A 22,305-nucleotide genomic window follows, 5' to 3' on the forward strand; every position below is an offset into this window, starting at 1 on the left:
GGGCGGTGCAGGGTGACGCCGAGCTGGTTGCAGACGAGATCAGCGGTGATCACGTGGTCGGCAACCTCGTAGGAGGCGTCCGGGGCGATGCCGGTGTTGGCGAAGGCATCGTCGGTCCGACGACGGCCACAAGGCCTGCTCCGCGGTGGCGGACCAGGTTCCCGGCCGGGTCGTCATCGTTCCAGCAGCCCGTCCATGACCACAGAGAGGTGACACCATGACACGTTGCGCCGGAGCCCGCATCACCGTTCTCGACGAGAACTTCATCGACATCCTGCTGCCCTCCACGCCCCGCGTTCGCCGCTACAACATGGATCAGCACTTCAACTCCCGGTACGGCGAACTGCTCGCCGAGAACGGGCTGTGCTTTCTCGTGGAGACGTTCACCGAGGCGGGCTCCACGACGATCCTGTTCGACGCCGGGCTGACCGCCGACGTGGTCCTGCACAACGCGCACCGACTCGGGGTGGACCTGCGGGAGGTGGAGGCTGTGGTGCTCAGCCACGGCCACCCCGATCACTTCGGCGGCATCAACGGCGTACTGGAGGCGATCGGCCATCCGACCCCGGTGATCGTTCATCCTGACGCGTTCGACCCACGGATGATCGTCAAACCGCACACCACTCTGCCGATGATCAACATCGGGCTGACGCGAGAGGGGATCCGGCAGGCCGGCGGGCACCTCATGGAGGCGCGTGACTCCCTCCCCCTCGGGCCGGGCCTGTTCACCTCGGGCGAGATGCGGACCACCGCCGACTTCGAGTCCGAAGCCCCCGCCGGGCGGCTGTGTGTCCACGCGGACGGCCGTGTCGAGGTGGACGACATCAACGACCACCAGGTGCTCGGTATCGACGTCGAGGGCCTCGGGCTGATCGTCATCGACCCGTGCGGGCACCGTGGCGTCGTCAGCTCGATCGAACACATGCGGGCCCTCTCAGGCACCGACACGCTCTACGGCGTCCTTGGCGGGTTCCACACCGGGCACCCCGGCATCAGCGCCAATCGGATCGAGAACACCGCCAAGGCGCTCGCGGCCTACGCCCCGCAGCTGGTCGCCCCCATGCACTGCAGCGGATTCCGGCTCAAGAAGGCCGTCTCCGATCTCGTCCCGGACGCCTTCGAGATCATCACCGCGGGGTCGGTGCTCACCATCGGCGACGTGCCGGCCGAAGCCCGCACCTGGCGCTGAAGCAGCTTTCAGGCCCGGTCTGACAGGAATACCGCCGAAACCCGTGGCCCGAGCCGTGGCGCACGCCGGGCCCTGTGGACAAGCGGGACGACGCACGGGTGGCCCCGGTGTTCACCAGCGGTAACCGGCGGTTCGCACCCCGGGAGCGGAGCGGACTACGTAGTTCCCCGAACTACGTAGTGGATACGTGTTCATCCGAATGTGGATGGCAACCGGAGGGCGGAGCGTGGAGTGCATCTACAGGCACTCATGCAGAAATGATGTGACCACGATGATCGGCTGGGACTCCGATAGCCGTGGAGAGGGACTGCCGTGGGCAGTCCGACGGGCCGCCGAGACCGCGTTCGCGGTCATGCAGGGGCGCAGTGTCATGTCTGGTGCCGCCACGTCTGGTTATGGAGGGTAACCATGCAACTGCGCGAACTCGAATGGTTCACCGTCTTGGCCGAGGTCGAGCACATGACGGAAGCCTCATTGCGTTTGAACATCAGCCAGCCGACGCTGTCACGGGCGTTGGCCCGGCTTGAGCGCAAGCTGGGCGTGAAGCTTTTCGACCGCCACCGGAGCGGGCTGCGGCTCAACAAGTACGGGGAGATCTTTCGGGCCCACGCTCTGCGGGCCATGGACGAGATCGACAGAGGCGAGGAACGGATCGCCACCCTGGTCGATCCGGATCGAGGCTCGGTGTCGCTCGGATTCGTACATTCATTCGGTGGTTGGCTGATACCTGACCTCCTGAGCCGCTACCGCAAGCACGCGCCGAGTACGTCCTTCGAGCTGTGCGGTGGTGCCTGTGACACCGTTGTCGACGACGTACGCCGAGGGAACATCGACATCGGCTTTGTCGCTCCCGAGCCGGCCGCGGACGACCTGGACTGGTTTCCGCTCGGGCGGGAGCAACTGTGCCTCGATGTTCCTCCGGGGCATGCCTTCGAGGGCCGCGACCATGTGGCGCTCGCCGACCTGGCGCACGAGCCGATGGTCGCACTCGGGGCCGGGTTCGGCCTGCGCCAGGTAACGGACCGCCTGTGCCGAGAGGCGGGGTTCAGTCCCCGTGTCGCGATCGAGGTGACAGAACTCTCCACCCTCCGCGCTCTGGTGGCGGCGGGAATGGGTGTGGCTGTCGTGCCCGCATCAAGGCCAGGGCACACCCCGGGACCCCCGCTCCCCAGCATTCCGTTCAGTGACCCCGCTTTCCGCCACTACGGGGCGGTCACCCGGCGGGGCGGCCCGAGCGGGCAGGCCGCGCGACGCTTCCTGAGGTTCGTCTCAAGGAGCGCGCAGCGTGCGCCGCAGGCGGAGCTGCCGCCGGGCGAGGGAGCTCCGGGCGGAGTGCTTGCAGCAAGCGGGTAACCCCTGATCCGTGCAGGTCAGCTTGGGATCCACCGTCCGGAGCGAGACGCCGGGGTGGTTCCGCCTCTCGATCCGGTAGGGCCGGATGCCGCCGACGCGAGTGGTCGGCGGCATCCGGCGTCCTGTGCAACGGATGGGGCGCAGGGCGGTGGCCGGTAGGCGCAGATGGGTTTGCCCAGGTGGCGCGGCGGCGGAGAATGGCCTCCATGAGCAGGCACGCAGTCCCCTCTCGACCGTCGGCGACCCCTTCGACCGATCTGTTCGGGCGCGAAGGCGAGCTCGCCACTGCCCGTGACCTGTTCTCTTCCAGCCGCCTCGTGACGCTCACCGGCCCCGGCGGGGTGGGCAAGACCTCGTTGGCTTCCGCGATGGCGACCAACCTCGAACGGGCGTTCCCGGACGGGGTGTGGTTCGTCGAGCTGGGCGCCCAGCGGAGCCCGCACAGCATCGCGGAAACGGTGGCGACGAACCTCGGACTGAGTGCGGCACCGACCATGGACGCCGAGGAACAACTCCGCCGTCATACGGCCGGCCGCTCGATGCTCCTGGTCCTGGACAACTGCGAGCACGTACTCCCCGGATGCCGACAACTCGTCTCGACCTTGCTCACCGCCTCCGGCGAGCTGCGTGTGCTGACCACCAGCAGAGAGCCGCTGGGGATCAGGGGTGAGCGGGTGATCGTCGTCCGTCCTCTTCCGGTACCTCCGAAGAGCCGGGACATCACCGTGGGCGAGCTGCGTGACTATCCGGCCGTGGCGATGCTCGAAGCACGAGCCAAGGCCGTCAACGCCCAGTTCGAGATCACCGAGCACGAGATGTCGTCGGTCGCGGAACTGGTCGCCCGCCTGGACGGGATGCCGCTGGCCATCGAGCTGGCCGCGGCGAGACTGAGGTCCCTGCCGGTCAACGAGCTCCTGGACCGCATCAACGATCGATTCGCGCTCCTGAATCGTGGCGACCCCACCGCGACACCGCACCACCACTCGCTCGACGCGCTGGTGCGGTGGAGCTACGACCTATGCTCCCCGGAGGAGCAGCTGCTCTGGGCGAGGCTGGCTGCGTTCAGCGGCAGCCCCGATCTCGCGGGGATCCAAGCCGTGTGCGGGTTTCCGCCCCTGGAAGGCACTGAACTCCTCGACGCGCTCGACGGCCTGGTGTCCAAATCGATCCTCCTCCCTGAGCTCACCCGGGGAGAAATGCGCTACCGGCTCCTTGAGACGCTGAGGGAGTTCGCCCTGGAGCGCGCCCGGGGGAGCGATGACTACGTCCACGCTCGAAACGCGCACGTGGAGCACTACCGGGCCTGGGCGACACAGACGGCGAAGGACTTCTTCGGCCTCGGCCAGGCCGATTCCCTGCAGCGGTTGGAGTCGGATTTCACCAACCTCGAACTGGCATTCAACGGGCTCCTCCAGGACCCGGACCGCTCCCGTGACGCGCTGGAGCTCGCGTCAAGTCTTCGCTTCTACTGGATCACCGGCCATCTCCGCGAAGGCCGACAGTGGCTGGAAAGGGCACTGGCGACGGACCCGACCGATTCCCTCGAACTCGGCAACGCACTCTGGGCGGCGGCGTCCGTCGCATCGCTCCTCGGTGAACTGCCCAGTGCTGAGGGCTTCCTGAGGAAGGCCGACGAGATCGCGCGCAAGACCGGGGACCCGAGACTGGCCGCGCACATTGCCACGTGGACCGGCCAGTACGCCATGACGTCGGGGGACATCCAGACTGCCCGGGAAGCCTTCGACGTGGCCCGCGCAGGGCATACGGCTCTGTCGGACGCGGAAGGGCTGATGATGACGCTGTTCCTGCTCGGGTTCCTCAGGAGCGCGCTGGGAGACCACCAGGGGGCGTCGGAGGCCTGTCGGGAAGCCGTCGTACGGAGTGAGAGCCTGGGCGAGACGTGGGGCCGCTCCTACGCTTTGTGGGTGCTGGCCTTCGACGCATGGACACGGCAGGACCTGACCGTCGCCGGTGAGTTGGCCGAGGAGAGCCTCGAACTCAAACTCGGCTTCCGGGACGACCTCGGCACAGCACTCGTCGTCAACCTGATGGCCGGCATAGCCCTCGACAACGGCGACCCCAAGAAGGCGGCTCAACTGCTGGGAGTCGCCTCCGCGCTGTGGACCTCGCTCGAGACCCAGGCTCTCGGGCCTCTGGTGGGCGCGCGCTACGAGGCGATCACACGCGCCGTCCAGGGCCGGCTCGGGGAGAGCACGTTCCAACGTCTGCACGAGAGCGGGCGGCGTCTGGAACCCGGCCGGCGCAGGAGCCTCGCACTCGGCGGAGCCGCCGCCATTTGCAGTGATCAGGAGGACGCGGTGCCAGCGTCCGATCTGCTCACTCCGAGGGAGAGGGAGGTCGCGTTGCTCCTCGCGGAGGGCCTCAGCAATCGTTCCATCGCCACCAAGCTCGTGCTCTCCCCGAGGACGGTCGAGGTCCATGTCGAACACATCCTGGCCAAGCTCGGATTCCGCTCGCGAACCGAGGCGGGCGTATGGGCGGCCCAGGCGCTCGAGGGCAAGAAGTGAAGCTGCCGGGCTAGTCCAGCATCAGCGGTAGGTCGAGTCGGGTGCGAAGTTCGGCAGTGGAGATGCCGTACGTTTCCCGCACCCTGGCGCCGGAAGGACCGAGCTCGAAGACGGCGAGGTCGGTGTAGAGCCGGCTGACGCAGCCGACACCGGTGAGCGGGTAGGTGCACTCGGGCACCAGCTTCGGCGCGCCGGACGTCGTGAAGAGCGTCATCATCACGTAGACGTCCTTTGCCCCGGTCGCGAGGTCCATGGCACCGCCGACCGCGGGGATGGCGTCGGGCTCGCCGGTGTGCCAGTTGGCCAGGTCTCCGGTGGCGGAGACCTGGTACGCCCCCAGCACACAGACGTCGAGATGGCCGCCGCGCATCATCGCGAAGGAGTCGGCGTGGTGGAAGTACGCCGCGCCGGGGAGCTCGGTGACGGGGACCTTGCCGGCGTTGGTGAGGTCGGCGTCGACATGGTCACCGGTGGCGGCGGGGCCCATGCCGAGCATGCCGTTCTCGGTGTGCAGCACGATGCCCAGCTTCTCGGGAAGGTGGTCCGCCACTTTGGTGGGCCTGCCGATGCCCAGGTTGACGTAGGAACCGGCGGGGATGTCGCGAGCCACCAGGGCCGCCAGTTCGTCGACGGTCAGCGGTGCGCGGTCAGTGTGCTCGACGGTCCTCGAACCGTGGGTGATCGTCATCGTGCCCCCTGGACGGTGTAGTGGCGGGCCTCGACCGGGACGATCCGGTCGACGTAGATGCCCGGGGTGACGACGGCCTCCGGGTCCAGCGTGCCGACCGGCACGACCTCGCTCACCTGGACGATCGTCGTGGTGGCGGCGGTGGCCATGATCGGGCCGAAGTTGCGGGCCGTCTTGCGGTAGACCAGATTTCCCATCTCGTCGGCACGGTGGGCGCTGATGAGCGCGACGTCGCCCTTGATGGGGTACTCCAGGACATGGATCCGGCCGTCGATCTCCCGGACCTCCTTGCCCTCGGCGAGTGGTGTGCCCGCACCGGTGGGACAGAAGAAGGCGCCGATGCCGGCGCCGGCCGCGCGTATCCGCTCGGCGAGGGTGCCCTGCGGGACGACCTCCAGCTCGACCCTCCCCGCGCGGTAGAGCTCGTCGAAGACGTAGGAGTCGACCTGGCGCGGGAAGGAGCAGATCACCTTTCGTACCAAGCCCGCCGCGAGCAGTGCGGCGAGGCCGACCTCGCCGTTGCCGGCGTTGTTGGACACGACCGTGAGGTCCTTGGCCCCGTGCCGGATCAGCCCGTCCACGAGATCGAAGGGCATGCCGGCCAACCCGAAGCCGCCGACCAGCACGGTCGAGCCGTCCTCGATCCCGGCGGCCGCCTCGTCGACGGTCGTCAGCACCTGTGCTCTGCTCATGTCCGCGCTCTCTTCCGTCCGTGGGACCGGGAGGCTCCACGGGCTCCTCGCGGACCTGCTTGCTTTCTCACTTCGTGGTCTCCAGGTTCTCCAGCACGACCGCCAGCCCCTGGCCGACGCCGATACAGATCGCGGCGACGCCCCAGCGCTCGCCCCGCTCACGCAGCACCTTGGCGAGGGTGCCGAGGATCCGGCCGCCGCTGGCGCCGAGGGGGTGGCCGAGGGCTATCGCACCGCCCTTGGCGTTGACCAACTCCGGTTCGCGCAGGCCCTGCCGCAGCCACGCGTCGACACAGACCAACGACTGCACCGCGAACGCCTCGTTGAGCTCGACGGCACCGACCTGGTCCCAGGTGACGCCGGCCCGCTTCAAGGCGACGTTGGCGGCCTCGACCGGGGCGTAGCCGAACGCCTGCGGCTCAAGCGCGTGCGCGCCGCGGCCGGCGATCCGGGCGACCGGGTCGAGACCGATCTGTGCTGCCGCGGACTCGCAGCCGAGGAGCACGGCTGAGGCGCCGTCGCTCAGGGGCGAGGCGTTGCCGGCGGTGATCGTCCCGTCGGGCCGGAAACTCGGCTTGAGTGCCGCGAGTTTCTCCACGGTGGTGCCAGGCCGAATTCCCTCGTCCCGGAGGAGTTCCTGCCCGTCCACCGGAACGACGAGGTCGTCGTAGAAGCCCTCGTCCCAGGCCCGCGCGGCGAGTGTGTGCGAGCGGACCGCGAATTCGTCCTGCCGTTCCCGTGAAATGCCGTACTTCTCCTGGAGCTGTTCGTTCGCCTCGCCGAGGCTGACGGTCCATTCCTTCGGCATCCGAGGATTGACCAGCCGCCAGCCCAGTGTGGTGGAGACCAGGGTCGCGTCGCCGACGGGGTAGGCGCGGCCGGGCTTGGGGAGCACCCACGGCGCGCGGGTCATCGACTCGACGCCGCCGGTGAGCACGATCGTGGCGTCGCCGGTCTCGATGGCACGCGAGCCGATCATGGCGGCGTCGAGCGAGGAACCGCAGAGCCGGTTCACGGTGGTGCCCGGCACCGAGACGGGGACGCCCGCGAGAAGAGCGGCCATGCGGCCGACGTTGCGGTTCTCCTCACCCGCGCCGTTGGCGTTGCCCCACACGACCTCGTCGATGAGGGCCGGGTCGAGGGCGGAGGTCCTGGCGAGCAGGTGCTCGATCACGTGCGCGGCCAGGTCGTCGGGCCGCTCGCCCGCGAGCGCGCCGTTGAACCGCCCGAAGGGCGTCCGTACGGTCGAGTAGACGAACGCGCTCATGACGCCTCGGCGGGGGCGAGGACGATGTCGAACCTGACCCGCGTCCAGTCGCCGTCCAGCGGACGGCCGTCAGGGGTCGGGGTGCCCGCCGGCTGCCGTACGAAGTCCTTGACCAGCGAATCCTTCACCCCGAAGACGCTGTCCGATCCGAGCAGTTCGTCACCGCGTACGAAGATGTGCGTCACCAGCCGGCGCGTGCCCGGCGCGGTCACCATGAAGTGCAGGTGCGAGGCGCGCATGGGCGACCGGCCGACGGCGGCGAGCATCCGGCCAACGGGTCCGTCGTGCGGGATCGGGTACGGCGTGGGCGTGACCGCCCAGAAGCGGTAGCCGCCGTCCTCGTCGGTGAACAGATGGGCACGCCCGGCCACGCGGTCGTCGTCGTACTGCACGTCATAGAAGCCGTCGTCGTCGGCCTCCCATACTTCGAGGCGCGCGTGAGGCACGGGGTTGCCGTCGGAGTCGGTGACGGTTCCCTCGACCCAGCATGGCTGTCCCTTGGCACCGAACGCGATGTCGCCGCCGTGGTCGATGCGCGGCGAGTCCTCGACGAAGAAGGGTCCGAAGACGGTGGCCTCCGTGGCGTCGCCGTACGCCTCGTTGTTGATGGCGATGGTCTGCATCGAGGCGCCCAGCACGTCGGAGAGCAGGATGAACTCCTGGCGGGTGTCGGTGGTGATGTGGCCCGCGGCGGTGAGGAACTCTATGCCCGCCGACCACTCCGCCTCGGTGAGCCGGACCTCGCGCACGAAGGCGTGCAGATGCCCGACGAGCGAGCGCATGATCTGGTCGAGCCGGGGGTTCTCGCAGTTGTCGAAGGAGCTCAGCACGCGCTGGACGAGGGCGTCCTCGCGGGCGCGCTGCTCGACGGAGAGCTCGTGGGTGGACGTCATCGGGTCTCGCTTCCTTGCTTGGGTGAGGTACGTCGAAGACGCGGGTCGCGCGGCTCGTCCTGGCCGGTGCTGATCGCGGCTCCGACGAGTTCCATGGCCGCGTCCCACGTCACCGTGTCCGTCAGCAGCGTGCGCAGCTCGACGAACAGGGAGCGGTGCTCGAACGCGAGTACACCAACCAGTTGGTCCTCGCGGCCGTAAAGGATGATCGAGCCGTCGGCGGTCCGTCGGGCGAGAGTTCTCTCGTCCCCGCTGAGGAAACCGGCGAACTGTATCCGCACACCGTGTTGATCTGAGCAGAGGTAGGGAACGGTGGCGCAGCTCTCGGTGCTCCCACCATCGACGGATCTCGCCGCGTTCAGCCCGGCGATGCGGCCCTGTTCGGCCGCGTTCGTCCAATGCTCCCCGCGCATGTGGGTGCCGTAGCGCGGATTGGACCAACGGGCGACGTCGCCGGCCGCGAAGACGCCTTCGCGCGCCCTCAACTCCGCGTCGCAGACGATGCCGTTGCGGAGGGTGAGCCCGGACGACGTCAGCCATCCGGTCGAGGGCCGGCCCCTGTCACCGACGACGATCACGTCGGCCGGCACTACCGCTCCGCTGCTCAACCGCAGGAACCGGTCACGCCCGGCCTCCAGGACGTCGACGACCCCGTCGCCGAAGTACTGTGCCACCCCCGCCTCCTCGTGCAGGGCGGTGTACGACTCCGCGACGAACGCACCGAATCGGCCCAGGGGCTGAGGAGAGACATCGATCAGTGAGACGGCGCGGCCGCTCCGTGCGAGAGCCGATGCCACCTCACCGCCGGCGAAGCCCGCTCCGACGACGGCGACGGATGCCGAAGTGTCGGCCAGCGCGGCACGAAGCGACACAAAGTCCTCCCGCCGCCCGAGTGTGACGACCTTCGGCCGATCGGCCAGGAGCGCCGGAACAACGGACTCGCTGCCGCAGGCGAGCACAAGCGCTCCGTACGAGACGGTGCCCTTCCCGAGATGAAGTTCCCGGCATTCGATGTCGAGGCCGACCGCGCGGGTGCCCAGGCGCAGGTCCACGCCTTCGTCCCGAAGCCTCCCCAACGAACGCAGGGTCGTCGCGTCGAGGTCCGTTGGCCGGGTGAGAGCTGTCCTCGACGGTGGCGGCCGGTCGTACCGCGGCCGCACCTCTTCGCCGATCACCATGACCGAGAGCTCCGGTGAGACCTCCGCTACGGTTCGAGCCGCGTGCAGCCCGGCCACCGAGGCGCCGACGATGACGACGTCCCGGGACAGCGACCCGCGCACCTCAGCCATGCGTCCCACGCTGCCCCGTCGCGGTCGCTGTCCTGGAGGCGGCGCCCGGTCGGAAGGGGCCTACGACGACATCGTCGAGGTGGTCGTCATCGGCGGTGCGGGAGTTGGGCACGGGTCTCCTCCGGTGCGTGATCCGGGTGCGTCCATCGTGCGGTGCCGACCGCATGGTGTGAACCGCCGGGATCTTCCGCCGCTTCATTCACCAGGTGCATAGGAGATGGCGCGGAGAGGTGCGTCGGTGTCGGCGAAGGCGCTGATGGACGAGGTCCGGAGCTTCGTGGCGGATGACCAGGCGCAGCGGAGGTGACACACGGGGCACTGACCTTCTCAGTGATCACAGGGCGTCGCGGCTCGTGCCCGTTTCCCGGTCAAGGGGCCACCTGCGTTCCTGTCGGCGTGACCCGGCTCCGGCTCAGCCGGCCGGCTCGCCGGCCCCGTCCGCTGCGAAGAGCGCGGCAAACCGCTCGGCGATGGGAGTCACGATCCCGTCCTGCCTCCGCACAAGGCCCAGTGGCAGCTCGGGCCAGCCCCCGGCAACAGGGACCCGGTCCACGCCGGGGTGGTGCGCGGCCATCTCGTCGCTCATCACCGATACGCCCAGACCAGCGGCGACCAACGTGGCAGCGGTCTGCACCGTGGGGACGGGGATGATCTTCGTGGGGCTTCCGCCCGCGGTGGTGAAGAGGTCGTCGATGAGCCTGGAGAGGCTTCTCGCACCTGGCAGTCTTCCGGGCAGGATCCACGTCCTGTCCCTCAAGGACGCGAGGGGAAGAGGCTCGGAGACGCTGAGATTCCAGCTTTGCGGCACGATCAGGGTCAAGGGCAGCGTGGCAACGATCTCCACCGTGAAAGCGACGTCGTTGACGGGCGGCAACGGCTCCTGGGGCAGAACGGGAACCACGGCGAGGTCCAGGTAGCCATTGGCAAGGTTCTCGAGCTGAACCTGCGGCGTCGCGTCCATCAGCTCGAGCGACACCCGGGGATGCTCGGCCAGGAAAGATGCGACCCGTGTGCTCACGACCTGCCACAGCCCCATGGGCTCGGCCCCGACGCGCAGCTCTCCCTCGAGCCCTTGGCCGATCGCCCGCAACGTCGCCGAAAGCCGCTGCTCCTCGGCGATGAGGCGCTGGCCGGCGACCTGCAGGTAGCGGCCGGCCGGTGTCAGCGTGACGCCGCGAGGCATCCGGTTCAGCAGGGTGACGCCGAGCTCCGTCTCCAGCTTCGCCATGGACATGCTGAGGGGTGGCTGGGAGAGATGCAGGATCTTCGCCGCCTCCGTAATGGACCCGGCGTCCGCCACGGCGAGGAAGTACCTGATGCTGCGGAGATCCATGCATCCAGTGTATAGGTGCGCCCAATCAACAACATTGGACCAATGGCTCGCTCTCCAGCATCGTGACCTGAGGCTCGCGGTCGGCGTCGACCGACGGTTTCCGAGGCTGGAGGACTGGTGGGAGAAGAACAACAGGTGATCGTGGTGGGAGCGGGGCCCACCGGGCTCCTCAACGCACTTGGCCTGGCTCAGCAGGGTGTCGTCGTCACCGTGATCGAGCGGGCGCCGGGCCTGCAGGATTCCCCGCGGGCGATCGTCTATCACTGGGCGACACTCGGCGGCCTGGCCCGTCTGGATCTCCTCGACGATGCGAGCCGGGCCGGGTTCCTGAAACAGGACTACGCCTACCGCGTTCACCGGACCGGCGAGATCATCGAGTACGGGCTCAAGGCGCTCGACGGGATAGTGCGGCATCCCTACAACCTGCACCTCGGACAGGGCGCGCTGGCGCAGGTGATCCTGCGGCGGCTGGAGACGTTCGAGAACGTCCGCGTCCTCTGGGACCACGAGGTCACCGCGGTCACCCAGGACTCCGAAGGCGTCGAGGTCACGGTCCGCGCCGCAGGCGGCGACAAGGTTCTGCGTGCCGCATGGCTCATCGGCGCGGACGGCGCCGGGTCCAAGGTACGTGGTGAGACCGGGCTCGGCTTCGACGGCATGACATGGCCCGAACGGTTCGTGGCGACGAACGTCCGCTTCCCCGACGACCGCCCGGGCTGGGCGCAGTCGACGTTCTACGTCGACGACGTCTACGGTGCGATCATCGCCAAGATCGACGAGTCGGGCGAACACGGCCTCTGGCGCTACACCTACATGGAGGACGACGCGCTGCCCGCGGAGTCCGCGGCCGAGCGTCTTCCGCGATTCCTCGCCAACGTGTTCGGGGAGGACGCCGCGAAGGCCACGGAACTCGTCGCGATCTCGCCCTACCGGATGCATCAGCGCAGTGCGTCCTCCTACCGTGCGGGGCGGGTGCTGCTCGCCGGCGACGCGGCGCACGCCACCAATCCGGCCGGCGGACTCGGACTGACGATGGGTCTGTTCGATTCGTACGTCCTGAACGAGGCCCTCGGCGCGGTGGTTCAAGGGCGTGCCGACGAGAGCGTTCTCGACGTCTATGCGGATGTCCGCCGCCGCGCGTTCCTGGAAAAGGCGAGTCCGCGGGCTGCCGCGAACAAGCGACTGCTCTTCCACTCCTCCGATCCGGTCAAGCTCGACCAGGACCTTGAGGTCTTCCGGCGGATGTCCCGCGACCGCGAGTTCGCCGCGGAGCGCCTGTACTTCACGAAGACGTTGGAGACCCCGTCCCTGCTCGCCGTCTGAACGCGGTGTGGCGATGAACGAAGGATTCGGCATGAACCCCCTCGACGGACTCGTCGTTGTCTCCCTCGAACAGGCCGTTGCCGCGCCGTTCGCGACGCGTCAACTGGCTGATCTGGGAGCTCGCGTGATCAAGATCGAGCGCCCCGATGTCGGCGACTTCGCCCGCGGCTACGACGAAACGGTCCGCGGGCTCGCGAGCCACTTCGTCTGGCTGAACAGATCGAAGGAGTCGGTCGCGCTCGACCTGAAGAGCGACCACGGAAGGTCGGCCGTCGCGGCTCTGGTGAGCCAGGCCGACGTCTTCGTCCAGAACCTCGCGCCGGGTGCGGCCGAGCGGCTCGGCCTCGGCGCCGAAGCGCTCCGGGCGCTGAACCCTCGCCTCATCCACGTCTCGATCTCCGGCTACGGCGGCGACGGACCGTATGCCGGCAAGAAGGCATACGACCTGCTCGTCCAGTGCGAGGCCGGCCTGGTTTCCATCACCGGTACTCCGGACGAGCCTTCGAAGGTCGGCATATCCATCGCGGACATCGCCTCCGGTATGTATGCCTACAGCGGCATCCTCTCCGCGCTGATCCAGCGCGGCCGGACCGGTGAGGGGGTCGAGATCGAGATCTCGATGCTGGAGGCTCTCGCCGAATGGATGGGCTATCCGCTCAACTACGCCATGTACGGCGGGACACCGCCGGCGCGGACGGGCGCGCGACATGCGGCGATCGCTCCGTACGGGCCGTTCCACTGCGGTGACGGCCGGCAGGTCTTCCTCGGACTCCAGAACGAGCGCGAGTGGGTCACGTTCTGCGAGCGGATACTCGGCGAGCCGACGCTCGCCTCCGACCCGAGATTCATACGGAACTCGTCTCGAGTGGAGCACAGCGCGCAATTGCAGATCGAGATCGAGCGGGCATTCCACGAAAGCACGGCAGAGGAAGTCGCGGAGCGGCTTGAGGCCGCGGGCATCGCGAACGCCCTTCTGAGAGACATGGCCGGTCTCGGAGATCATCCACAGCTGGAGGCCCGAGGCCGATGGCTGGACTACGAATCGCCGGCCGGGACACTGCGCGCGCTCATCCCGCCGGCAACCTTCGTGGGTGCCAAGCCGGTCATGGGCCGCGTTCCGGAAGTCGGCGAGCATACCGATGCCGTGCTGGCCGAGTTCGGAGCGGTTCCGTTGGCAGAGCCCCCGACAGACACGGTCCGGCCGGCGCGATGAGCATGACGCACCCGCATCGGGAGAACGCCGTACAGTCGGCGAAGTCGCTTCTCTTCGTACCCGGTGATCGTCCGGAGCGCTTCGACAAGGCGGTCGACACCGGCGCCGACCTGGTCGTGATCGACCTTGAGGACGCGGTCGCGGAAGACCGGAAGGACGCCGCGCGCGCGTCAGCCGTCGAGTGGCTGTCGCGTGGTGGTCGCGCCTGCGTCCGGATCAACGACCCGTCGAGCCCGCTGTGCGGCGCGGATCTGGACGCACTGGCCGACGTCCCCGGGTTGATGGCCGTGATGCTTCCGAAGGCCGACTCACCGGAGTCGTTGACGGTTGCCGCCAAGCGCGCCGGCGTGCCGGTGATCGCCTTGATCGAGTCGGCGACCGGCATGGTCCGAGTCCATGACATCGCTTCCACCCCCGGCGTCGTTCGCCTGGCCTTCGGGCACCTCGATTACGCACTCGACCTGGGTGCCGACACCGGCTGGAGCGCGATGCTCCACGCCCGCTCGTCACTGGTGCTCGCATCGAGGGCGGCTGGACTGCCAGGTCCCGTCGACGGTGTCACGACGGCGTTGGACGACGCCCAGGCACTTCGGCGGGACCTGAGACGGGCCAAGGAGATCGGCTTCACGGCAAAGCTCCTCATACATCCCAGGCAGGTGCCCTTCACCCACGCCGCGTTCCGACCCGACGAGGAAGCGGTCCGCTGGGCCCGCCGCGTTGTCGAATCCGTCACCGGGGGCAATGCCGCCCGTGTGGACGGAGAAATGGTCGACGCGCCGGTGGTCGCCCGGGCGAGGGCGATTCTGTGGAACGCGGGCTGACCCCTTAGCCGACGTACCAACAGTCGAGCTGGTCTTTCTGCCGCGCGGTGTGCGCACACCCTCATGCTCCAGATGAATAGCTGGGCCAACATTTCCGGCCTCGCCAATTCCGACTCAAAGCAACACCCTTTGTTTACGGGTGATATCCGCCATGTGACAGGCAGGAGAAAACATGTCCCTCACCGCCGAGTGGCACAGTGACCTCGACCGCAAGCGCTTCTTCATCGACGGCGCCTGGGTCGACCCGAGTGGCGACCGCCTGCAGGACCAGATCGAGGCCGCCACGGGAGAGCGCATCGGCGTCGCCGCGCTCGGCACGGAAGCGGACATCGACGTCGCGGTCCGAGCAGCCCGACGCGCACTGGACGAGGGCCCCTGGGGCCGTACCACCGCGGCCGAACGCGCCGTGATACTGCGCGCGTTCGCGGACGCGCTCGAAAAGCGCGCTGGGGACACCGCCAACCTGGTCAGCCGTGAGAACGGCATGCCGATCGGGCTCTCGCAGATGTTCAACGGCGGGGCGCCCGCCGTCCTGCTGCGCATCTACGCCGACGTCATCGAGAACCTCCCGCTGGAGGAGGTGCGCCCGAGCATGGCCGGGTCGACGATCGTCCGCCGCGAACCGGTCGGCGTGGTCGGCGCGATCGTGCCGTGGAACTTCCCGCAGGCGCTGGCCATGTTCAAGATCGCGCCCGCGCTCGCCGCCGGCTGTACGGTCGTGCTGAAGCCCTCGCCGGAGACCGCGCTCGACTCGTACGTCTTCGCCGACGCCGCCCAGGAGGCCGGGCTGCCCGCCGGCGTGCTGAACATCGTGCTCGGTGACCGTGACGCCGGCGCCGCGCTCGTGTCGCACCCCCTGGTCGACAAGATCGCCTTCACCGGGTCCACCGCGGCCGGCCGCATCATCGGCCAGGAGTGCGGCCGGCTGATCCGCCGCGTCAGCCTCGAACTGGGCGGGAAGTCGGCCGCGATCTTCCTTGAGGACGGGAGCGTCGACACGCTGCTCGCGGGACTGGACAACGCGTCCTTCCTCAACAACAGCCAGACCTGTACGACACAGTCGCGCATCCTCATCGCCCGCTCCCGCTACGACGAGGTCGTCGAGGCCGTCGCGGGCTTCGCGGACGCGTACCAGATCGGTGACCCCCTCGACCCCACGGTGACGATGGGCCCGATGGCCACCAGCGGCCACCTGGACCGCGTCCTCGGCTACATCGAGACGGCCAAGAACTCCAGCGCCCGGCTCATCACTGGTGGTGGCCGTCCGGCCCACCTGGACCGCGGCTGGTTCGTCCAGCCCACCGTCTTCGCGGATGTCGACAACTCCGACCGGCTCGCCCAGGAGGAGGTGTTCGGCCCCGTCCTGGCGCTCATCCCGTTCGACGACGACGATGACGCGGTCAAGATCGCCAACGACAGCGACTTCGGTCTCGGCGGCTCCGTCTGGAGCGCCGACGAGGACCGCGCGCTCGCCGTGGCGCGTCGGGTCCGTACCGGCACGATCGGGCTCAACTACTACACCCTCGACCTCGGCGCGCCGTTCGGCGGATTCAAGGACTCGGGCATCGGCCGTGAACTCGGGCCGGAGGGCATCAACGCGTACCTCGAGTACAAGTCGGTCTACGCCTCGACGAAGTACCTCCCGGCGTGATCCGACCGCGAGAAACCACGACGAACAACGAGAGAGGACAAGGGACATGACGAGCCCTGTCGAGGTCGTCACCGCCTACTTCGACGGTGTCACCGCAGCCGATCCGGGAACCGTGGCCGACCTGTTCGCGCCGGACGCCGTACTGCAGAACGCCGCGGGCACGCTGACCGGTGCCGACGCGATCCGGCGGATGTATGAGAACGGCCTCGCGCCCGGCGCGATGAAGCCGACGCCCAAGCGGTTCGTCGTGGACGGCGAGCACGTCGCCGTGGAGATCGACCTGATCGCCAACGGGAACGCCGTGGCACTCGCCGACTTCTTCACGATCCGCGACGGGAAGATCGAGCGTCTCGTCATCTACAGCCTCACCCCCACCGACGGACGCCTCTTCGACAAGGTCGGCGTCGATCCCGACGCGAAGTAACGCGGCGATCCGGCGCGTCACTTCGCGCCGCCCCCCACCAATTCACAAGGAGAACCATGAAGGTCGCAGTATTCGGCCCGGATCGACGGGTCGGTGTGGTGCTCGAGAACACCGTCGTCGACATCAACGCCGCGTACGCGAAATACCTGGCGGAAACGACGGACACCGCCCGGCCGGTCGCCGAGGCAGCCGCCGCCGTACCCGCTCGGCTCAACGCATTCATCGAGGAGGGGGCGCGGGCCCTCGACGGCGCCCGAGCAGCGCTGGCGTACCTGACGGACAACGCGCAGGACGACCGTGGGGTGGCTGGGGAGCAACTCCGGTTCGCACTCGACGAGGTCAGGCTGCACGCCCCGGTCGAAGGCCCGTCCCGGATCCTCTGCGCGCTCGCCAACTTCGCCGACCACATGCTCAGCGCGGCTGAGAACTCTCACGGCGAGGACAATGAGGCCACCATCAACCGTCTTCTCGCCGGCGGGCCGAAGTTCTTCATCAAGGACCACCGCTCCGTGTCCGCGAGCGGCGATCCGCTGCGCTATCCGGCACGTACCGAACGGTTGGACTACGAGGCGGAGATCGCCATCGTCATCGGCAAGGCCGGTCGCGACATCAAGCGCGACGACTTCGCTTCGCACGTGTGGGGCTTCACCCTGTTCAACGACTGGTCGATCCGGGACAACGTGTCCTTCGGCCCCGATTTCGCGTACGCGAAGAACTTCGACTCCTCCGCGACGGTCGGCCCCTGGATCATCGTGAACGAGGGAACCGACCTGCAGGACATCCCCGTCGAATGCCGGGTCAACGGCGAGGTGCGCCAGAGCGGCAACACGAAGTCCATGGTGCACACCTTCGCCGCGCTCGGCGAGCACCTCTCCAGGGACACGACCCTGCTGCCCGGCGATCTGATCGCCAGCGGCACGCCCAAGGGCACCGCGGTCGACTCGACCCGACAGGAGGCGGACGGTTCCCACGCGGACACGCTGTTCGTCAAGCCCGGTGACGTCGTGGAGGTCTCCTCCGCCCTGATCGGCACCATCCGCAACGAAGTCGTCAAGCCGACCGACTGAGGAAAGAGCACATGACCAAGAAGCAGTTCCCGGTCGGCGGTGTCCTGTACGACCGTCCCTTCAAGATCCGGCGCCTCAACCACTTCGGCATCAGCGTCGACAACACCGGCGAGTCCGCCGCTTTCTACACGGACGTGCTCGGGTTCTCGGTGTCCGACGTGGTGGATGTACAGAAGACCGACCCGGGCCCCTGGCTCGACAATGTCCCCGACACGCGCCTGTTCTTCCTTCGGCACAACAGCGACCACCACACCTTCGTGATCATGCCGCGCCCGTGGATCGAGCACAGGGAGCCGCCGGCCCGTGCCGACATCACGGTCAACCAGATCACCTGGCAGGTGGGCACGCTCCGAGAGGTCGTCGAGGCGCGGATCTGGCTCGCCGAGCTCGGGCAGAAGATCGAGCGCTACGGCCGCGACCCCGGGTCGAACTGGCACACCTATTTCCCGGACCCGACCGGCCACATCAACGAGTTGGAGTACGGCATCGAGCAGGTCGGCTGGGACGGCCTGAGCAAGCCGGAGGTGATGTGGCCCTGGGTCAACGAGCACCCTCCACTGCCGTACAAGTCGGAGTCGACCGAGATCGCCGAAGCCCGCGCCGAGGGTATCGACATCACGTCGGGCCACCAGTGGCTGGACGAGCTGCCGAAGACGTACGACGTCGGAGGCGTGCTGCTGGCCCGGCCGTTCAAGCCGGTACGGCTCGGACCGGTGAGCATCTTCGTCGAGGACCTCGACGCGGCGGAGCGTTTCTACACCGAGCGTCTCGGCATGGTGAAGAGCGAGGAGGCCGAGATCGACGGCCATCGCGTCCTCTTCCTGCGGGTGAACACCGAGCACCACAGCGTGACGCTGCTCCCCCTGGAGTTGCGCGGCGCGCTCGGTGTCCGGGAGGACAGCACCATGCTCGCCTTCGGCGTGCAGGTCGGTTCCTACGAGCAGCTCCGCGCGGCGAAGGAGTTCCTGGAGGAGAAGGGCGTCAAGCTCCTCGACCTGCCGCAGGAGATCCACCCCGGGATCGACTACGTGATCCACGCCGTCGCCCCCGACGGCCTCGTGATCCAGCTGTACTACTACATGGAGCAGGTGGGCTGGGACGGCCGAGTGCGGCCGAAGGAGGAGCGCCGGAAGGTCCAGGCCGGTGTGTGGCCCGAGTCGCTGACGCCACTCTCCGACACCTATCACGGCGAGACCTTCTGGGGACCGCTCGGCTGACGTCCTGTCCCATCCACGAGGAAGCGAAGAAGCACCATGAGCCGAATAGTCATCAGCGGAGCCTCAGGTGACCTCGGGCGCCGGGTCACGAAGTTGCTGCTCAACCAGGACCCGGGCTCGGAACTGACCCTGGTGACCCGCACACCGGAGAAGCTCGCCGACCGCGCGTCCGCGGCCGTCTCCGTTCTGAAGGGCGACTACACGGAGCCGGAGTCGCTGGACGCGGCGTACCGCGGGGCCGAGACGCTCTTCCTGATCAGCGGGCTCAACCTCGGCCGACGGGTGGCGGAGCACCGCAACGCCATCGCCGCAGCTCAGCGAGCGGGCATCCGCCACATCGTCTACACCTCGGTCGGCGGTGGCGAGCACCCGACGAACCCCGCCACGTCGGCCAAGGACCACTACCAGAGCGAGCAGGACCTGCGGGCCTCCGAGATCCCGTTCACGTTCCTGCGCAATCACCTCTACGCCGAGATCGTCAGCAACATCTGGATCGCCCCCGCCGCGGAGAGCGGCCGGCTGGAGATGGCGACGGGGCAGGGCTCCCTGTCCCCGGTGGCCAAGGCCGACGTGGCCCGGAGCGCCGCCGCGGTGCTGCGCGACCCCGAGCGGCACGCGCGTGCCGTCTACGAGATCTCCGGCCCCGAACTGCTGAGCATGCACGACATCGTGCGCATCGGCTCCGAGGTGCACGGGGTGCCGATCACCTACGCGCCGGTGACCGAGGAGGAGCGGCTGGCCTTCTTCGACTCCGTCGGCCTGCCCCGCACCTACGACCCCGACATGCCGCCCAGCCCCGAAGGCCACATGTGGGCCAGCGACGAGCTGGTGTCGGCTGATCTCGCGGTCGCCGAGGGCTATCAGGCGCTCCAGTCCCAGCACGTGAAGCTGATCACGGGTCGTGAGGCCGAGCCGCTGCGCACGGTGATGGAGCGCGTCAAGTCCCTGCGCTACGACCAGATCGACGACGTGGCGTGACAACAGATCCGTCCGTCCTGCCTCCAGTGCCGCGCGGACTTGGTGTTCCGAAGAGTTTTGAGTGTCAGAGAAGGAGCTTCAACCATGAACGCTAACGACAGAGTTGCCGCACCCGTCGGTCCGGGCGTGCCGACCATTCAGGACGTCCCCGTGTACCCGGAGATCATGACCTACGGGAACATCCTGGGCAGTCTGCACATCTGGGAGGGCGACGGCTGGAAGCAGGAGTCGATGGCCTGGAAGACAGGTGTCTACCTGGCGTCGAACCTGAGCGGGCTGCCCGAGATGACGTTCCGCGGTCCGAACGCGCAGGAGCTCCTGTCGCGGGTGAGCATCAACAACGTCCACAAGTGGCCGGTGGGCAGCTCGAAGCATCTGGTGATGCTCGACGAGCGCGGGTTCATCGCCAACCACGGTCTGGCGGTGCGTGACAGCGAGGACTCCTTCCGCCATCTCGCCGCGATGCCGTGGCCGATCTTCAAGGCCCCGGCGCTGGGCCTGGACGTGGAGATCACGATGCGGGACATCTTCCTGTTCCAGGTCGCGGGTCCGAGCTCGCTGCAGGTCCTGGAAAAGCTCCTCGGTGAGCCGCTGCGCGATCTGAAGTTCCTGGGCATCCAGAAGGTCAAGGTTCCGGGGATCGACCCGGCGGCGGACATCGAGCTCTCCCGGATCGGTATGTCCAACACTCTGGCCTACGAGCTGCGCGGGCCCCTGGAGTACGGACCCGCCGTGTTCGACATGGTGTTCCAGGCCGGCAAGGAGTACGACATCAAGCGGCTCGGATGGCGCACCTACGTGGTCAACCACACCGAGGGAGGATTCCCGCAGCAGGGAAACTCCTTCCTGCCGGCCGCGTTCACCGACCCCGAGTTCGTCAACCACCCGGTGTTCGGGGCCAACCTTCCGCCGTCGCACGTGAGCAGTCCACTGACGGGCAGCGCCGAACCGGGCGACGTGCGCGCCCGGCTGCGGACTCCGTTCGAGGTGAACTGGGGCTGGATGGCGAAGTTCGACCACGACTTCATCGGCCGCGAGGCACTGGAGGCCGAGGCCGCGAACCCGCTCCGCAAGACGGTCGTGCTGCGCTGGAACAAGGAGGACGTACTCGACGTGTTCGCCTCGCAGTTCGAGCCGGGCGAGGAGTACAGGAACTTCGAGTTCCCCCTCACGCCGTCGGCCCCGGCCGCGGGTCACGCCGATCTGGTCACCAAGGACGGCAAGCAGGTCGGGATCTCCTCGGTGGTGGCCTACTCCTACTACTACCGGGAGATGATCTCGCACTGCGCGATCGACGTGGACCTGGCCGAGATCGGCACCGAGGTGGTCATTCACTGGGGAGACCACGGTTCCCGGATCAAGCCGATCCGCGCCACGGTCGAGCGGTTCCCGTACCTGGACCTGCCCAGCAACAAGGACACCGACCTGAACTCCATCCCCTCCGGAGTCGTCCCCCAGTAGGCGCAGCTCAGCAAAGGAACCACTCTCATGAATCTGCCTGCTCAAGACGCCGCTGACCGTGGACGACTGATCGTCCAGGGCGCCGACGGACCCGGGATCGTGTCGTCGGTTTCGTCTGTGCTGGCGCGGGTCGGCGCGAACATCATCTCGCTCGATCAGCACTCGACCGATCCGGCCGGCGGCCGCTTCTTCCAGCGCACCATGTTCCACCTGGACGGTCTGCCCGGTCGGCTGGCCGAGTTGGAGGAGGAGCTGGACAAAGACCTGTCCGCGCTGGGGCTGAGCTACCGGCTGGTGGAGGCGCGCAAACTCAAGCGTGTCGCGATCATGGTGTCGAAGACGGACCACTGTCTGCTCGACCTGCTGTGGCGGCAACGCCACGGCGAGATCCCCATGAACATATCCATGGTGATCTCCAACCACCCGGACCTGGGCGACGATGTGCGCGGCTTCGGCATCCCGTTCTTCCACGTGCCTGTCGCCAAGGACGGTAAGGCGGTCGCGGAGCAGGAGCACCTGAAACTGCTCAAGGGCAACGTCGACCTGGTGGTGCTGGCCCGGTACATGCAGATCATCTCGGGGGAGTTCATCGAGGAGCTGGATGTGCCGATCATCAACATCCATCACTCCTTCCTGCCGGCCTTCATCGGCGCCGGGCCGTACCAGAAGGCCAAGGACCGCGGGGTGAAGCTGATCGGAGCGACCGCTCACTACGTGACCGAGGACCTGGACGAGGGCCCGATCATCGAGCAGGACGTCGTGCGCGTCTCCCATGTGGAGACGACGGCGCAACTCCAGCGGCGAGGCGCCGACGTCGAGCGTCAGGTGCTGTCCCGGGCCGTGGCCTGGCACTGCGAGGACCGGGTGATCCGCGACGGCAACCAGACGGTGGTGTTCTGACCGGGCCGTGCGCGGTCC

The 22,305-nt window shown here is 68.0% G+C and carries 19 protein-coding genes; 13 read left to right on the plus strand and 6 right to left on the minus strand.

Annotation, left to right across the window (positions count from 1 at the left end):
* Nucleotides 1-217 precede the first annotated feature (217 nt).
* From ACWD4G_RS18465 to ACWD4G_RS18475, 3 genes are all read left to right on the plus strand, one after another.
* On the plus strand, nucleotides 218-1,189 hold the full coding sequence (locus ACWD4G_RS18465; protein ID WP_451294566.1) for an MBL fold metallo-hydrolase: 972 nt from the start codon (nucleotides 218-220) through the stop codon (nucleotides 1,187-1,189).
* A gap of 408 nt (nucleotides 1,190-1,597) precedes the next feature.
* Entirely contained in the window at nucleotides 1,598-2,542 is a 945-nt protein-coding gene (locus ACWD4G_RS18470) for a LysR family transcriptional regulator (RefSeq protein ID WP_451294568.1), read from the plus strand.
* Between the two features lie 206 nt (nucleotides 2,543-2,748).
* Nucleotides 2,749-5,070: an ATP-binding protein gene (locus tag ACWD4G_RS18475; RefSeq protein ID WP_451294570.1), complete on the plus strand. Its 2,322-nt coding sequence runs from the start codon at nucleotides 2,749-2,751 to the stop codon at nucleotides 5,068-5,070.
* Nucleotides 5,071-5,080: 10 nt separating this feature from the next.
* Here the strand turns inward: ACWD4G_RS18475 and ACWD4G_RS18480 are convergent, their stop codons facing one another.
* The 6 genes from ACWD4G_RS18480 to ACWD4G_RS18505 all read right to left on the minus strand — a co-directional run bounded on the left by ACWD4G_RS18480 (nucleotide 5,081) and on the right by ACWD4G_RS18505 (nucleotide 11,232).
* On the minus strand, nucleotides 5,081-5,758 hold the full coding sequence (locus tag ACWD4G_RS18480; protein WP_451294572.1) for a 3-oxoacid CoA-transferase subunit B: 678 nt from the start codon (nucleotides 5,756-5,758) through the stop codon (nucleotides 5,081-5,083).
* A complete protein-coding gene (locus tag ACWD4G_RS18485; protein ID WP_451294574.1) occupies nucleotides 5,755-6,450 on the minus strand; it encodes a 3-oxoacid CoA-transferase subunit A in 696 nt (231 codons plus the stop codon). The genes ACWD4G_RS18480 and ACWD4G_RS18485 overlap by 4 nt, the downstream gene beginning before the upstream one ends.
* 67 nt (nucleotides 6,451-6,517) lie before the next feature.
* Nucleotides 6,518-7,717 (minus strand): thiolase family protein, encoded by a 1,200-nt coding sequence (locus ACWD4G_RS18490; RefSeq protein WP_451294576.1) that lies wholly within the window; start codon nucleotides 7,715-7,717, stop codon nucleotides 6,518-6,520.
* Nucleotides 7,714-8,610: an intradiol ring-cleavage dioxygenase gene (locus ACWD4G_RS18495; RefSeq protein ID WP_451294578.1), complete on the minus strand. Its 897-nt coding sequence runs from the start codon at nucleotides 8,608-8,610 to the stop codon at nucleotides 7,714-7,716. Before ACWD4G_RS18495 ends, ACWD4G_RS18490 begins: the two co-directional genes overlap by 4 nt.
* Nucleotides 8,607-9,899, minus strand: coding sequence for an NAD(P)/FAD-dependent oxidoreductase (locus tag ACWD4G_RS18500; RefSeq protein WP_451294580.1), 1,293 nt, complete (start codon nucleotides 9,897-9,899; stop codon nucleotides 8,607-8,609). Before ACWD4G_RS18500 ends, ACWD4G_RS18495 begins: the two co-directional genes overlap by 4 nt.
* A gap of 412 nt (nucleotides 9,900-10,311) precedes the next feature.
* Nucleotides 10,312-11,232, minus strand: coding sequence for a LysR family transcriptional regulator (locus ACWD4G_RS18505; protein ID WP_451294582.1), 921 nt, complete (start codon nucleotides 11,230-11,232; stop codon nucleotides 10,312-10,314).
* 117 nt (nucleotides 11,233-11,349) lie between these two features.
* Here ACWD4G_RS18505 and ACWD4G_RS18510 point away from each other — a divergent pair, with 117 nt between their 5' ends.
* The 10 genes from ACWD4G_RS18510 (at nucleotide 11,350) to purU (ending at nucleotide 22,287) form a co-directional block, all read left to right on the plus strand.
* Entirely contained in the window at nucleotides 11,350-12,555 is a 1,206-nt protein-coding gene (locus ACWD4G_RS18510) for an FAD-dependent monooxygenase (RefSeq protein ID WP_451294584.1), read from the plus strand.
* Nucleotides 12,556-12,586: 31 nt separating this feature from the next.
* Nucleotides 12,587-13,768, plus strand: a complete 1,182-nt coding sequence (locus ACWD4G_RS18515) for a CaiB/BaiF CoA transferase family protein (protein ID WP_451294586.1) — start codon at nucleotides 12,587-12,589, stop codon at nucleotides 13,766-13,768.
* Nucleotides 13,765-14,589 (plus strand): HpcH/HpaI aldolase/citrate lyase family protein, encoded by an 825-nt coding sequence (locus tag ACWD4G_RS18520; RefSeq protein ID WP_451294588.1) that lies wholly within the window; start codon nucleotides 13,765-13,767, stop codon nucleotides 14,587-14,589. Before ACWD4G_RS18515 ends, ACWD4G_RS18520 begins: the two co-directional genes overlap by 4 nt.
* 172 nt (nucleotides 14,590-14,761) lie before the next feature.
* On the plus strand, nucleotides 14,762-16,240 hold the full coding sequence (locus ACWD4G_RS18525; protein ID WP_451294590.1) for an aldehyde dehydrogenase: 1,479 nt from the start codon (nucleotides 14,762-14,764) through the stop codon (nucleotides 16,238-16,240).
* Between the two features lie 46 nt (nucleotides 16,241-16,286).
* Nucleotides 16,287-16,664, plus strand: coding sequence for a nuclear transport factor 2 family protein (locus tag ACWD4G_RS18530; protein WP_451294592.1), 378 nt, complete (start codon nucleotides 16,287-16,289; stop codon nucleotides 16,662-16,664).
* 56 nt (nucleotides 16,665-16,720) lie between these two features.
* Entirely contained in the window at nucleotides 16,721-17,731 is a 1,011-nt protein-coding gene (locus ACWD4G_RS18535) for a fumarylacetoacetate hydrolase family protein (protein ID WP_451294594.1), read from the plus strand.
* Between the two features lie 11 nt (nucleotides 17,732-17,742).
* Complete coding sequence (locus ACWD4G_RS18540; RefSeq protein ID WP_451294596.1) at nucleotides 17,743-18,948, plus strand: VOC family protein; 1,206 nt, start codon at nucleotides 17,743-17,745, stop codon at nucleotides 18,946-18,948.
* A gap of 36 nt (nucleotides 18,949-18,984) precedes the next feature.
* Complete coding sequence (locus ACWD4G_RS18545; protein ID WP_451294598.1) at nucleotides 18,985-19,926, plus strand: SDR family oxidoreductase; 942 nt, start codon at nucleotides 18,985-18,987, stop codon at nucleotides 19,924-19,926.
* An 84-nt stretch (nucleotides 19,927-20,010) separates the two neighbouring features.
* Nucleotides 20,011-21,387 carry an aminomethyl transferase family protein gene (locus tag ACWD4G_RS18550; protein ID WP_451294599.1) on the plus strand — a complete coding sequence of 459 codons (1,377 nt, stop codon included), beginning with the start codon at nucleotides 20,011-20,013 and terminating at the stop codon, nucleotides 21,385-21,387.
* Between the two features lie 27 nt (nucleotides 21,388-21,414).
* Nucleotides 21,415-22,287: a formyltetrahydrofolate deformylase gene (gene purU, locus ACWD4G_RS18555; RefSeq protein WP_451294601.1), complete on the plus strand. Its 873-nt coding sequence runs from the start codon at nucleotides 21,415-21,417 to the stop codon at nucleotides 22,285-22,287.
* Nucleotides 22,288-22,305 lie beyond the last annotated feature (18 nt).

The organism is Streptomyces sp. NPDC002643 (assembly GCF_053592555.1).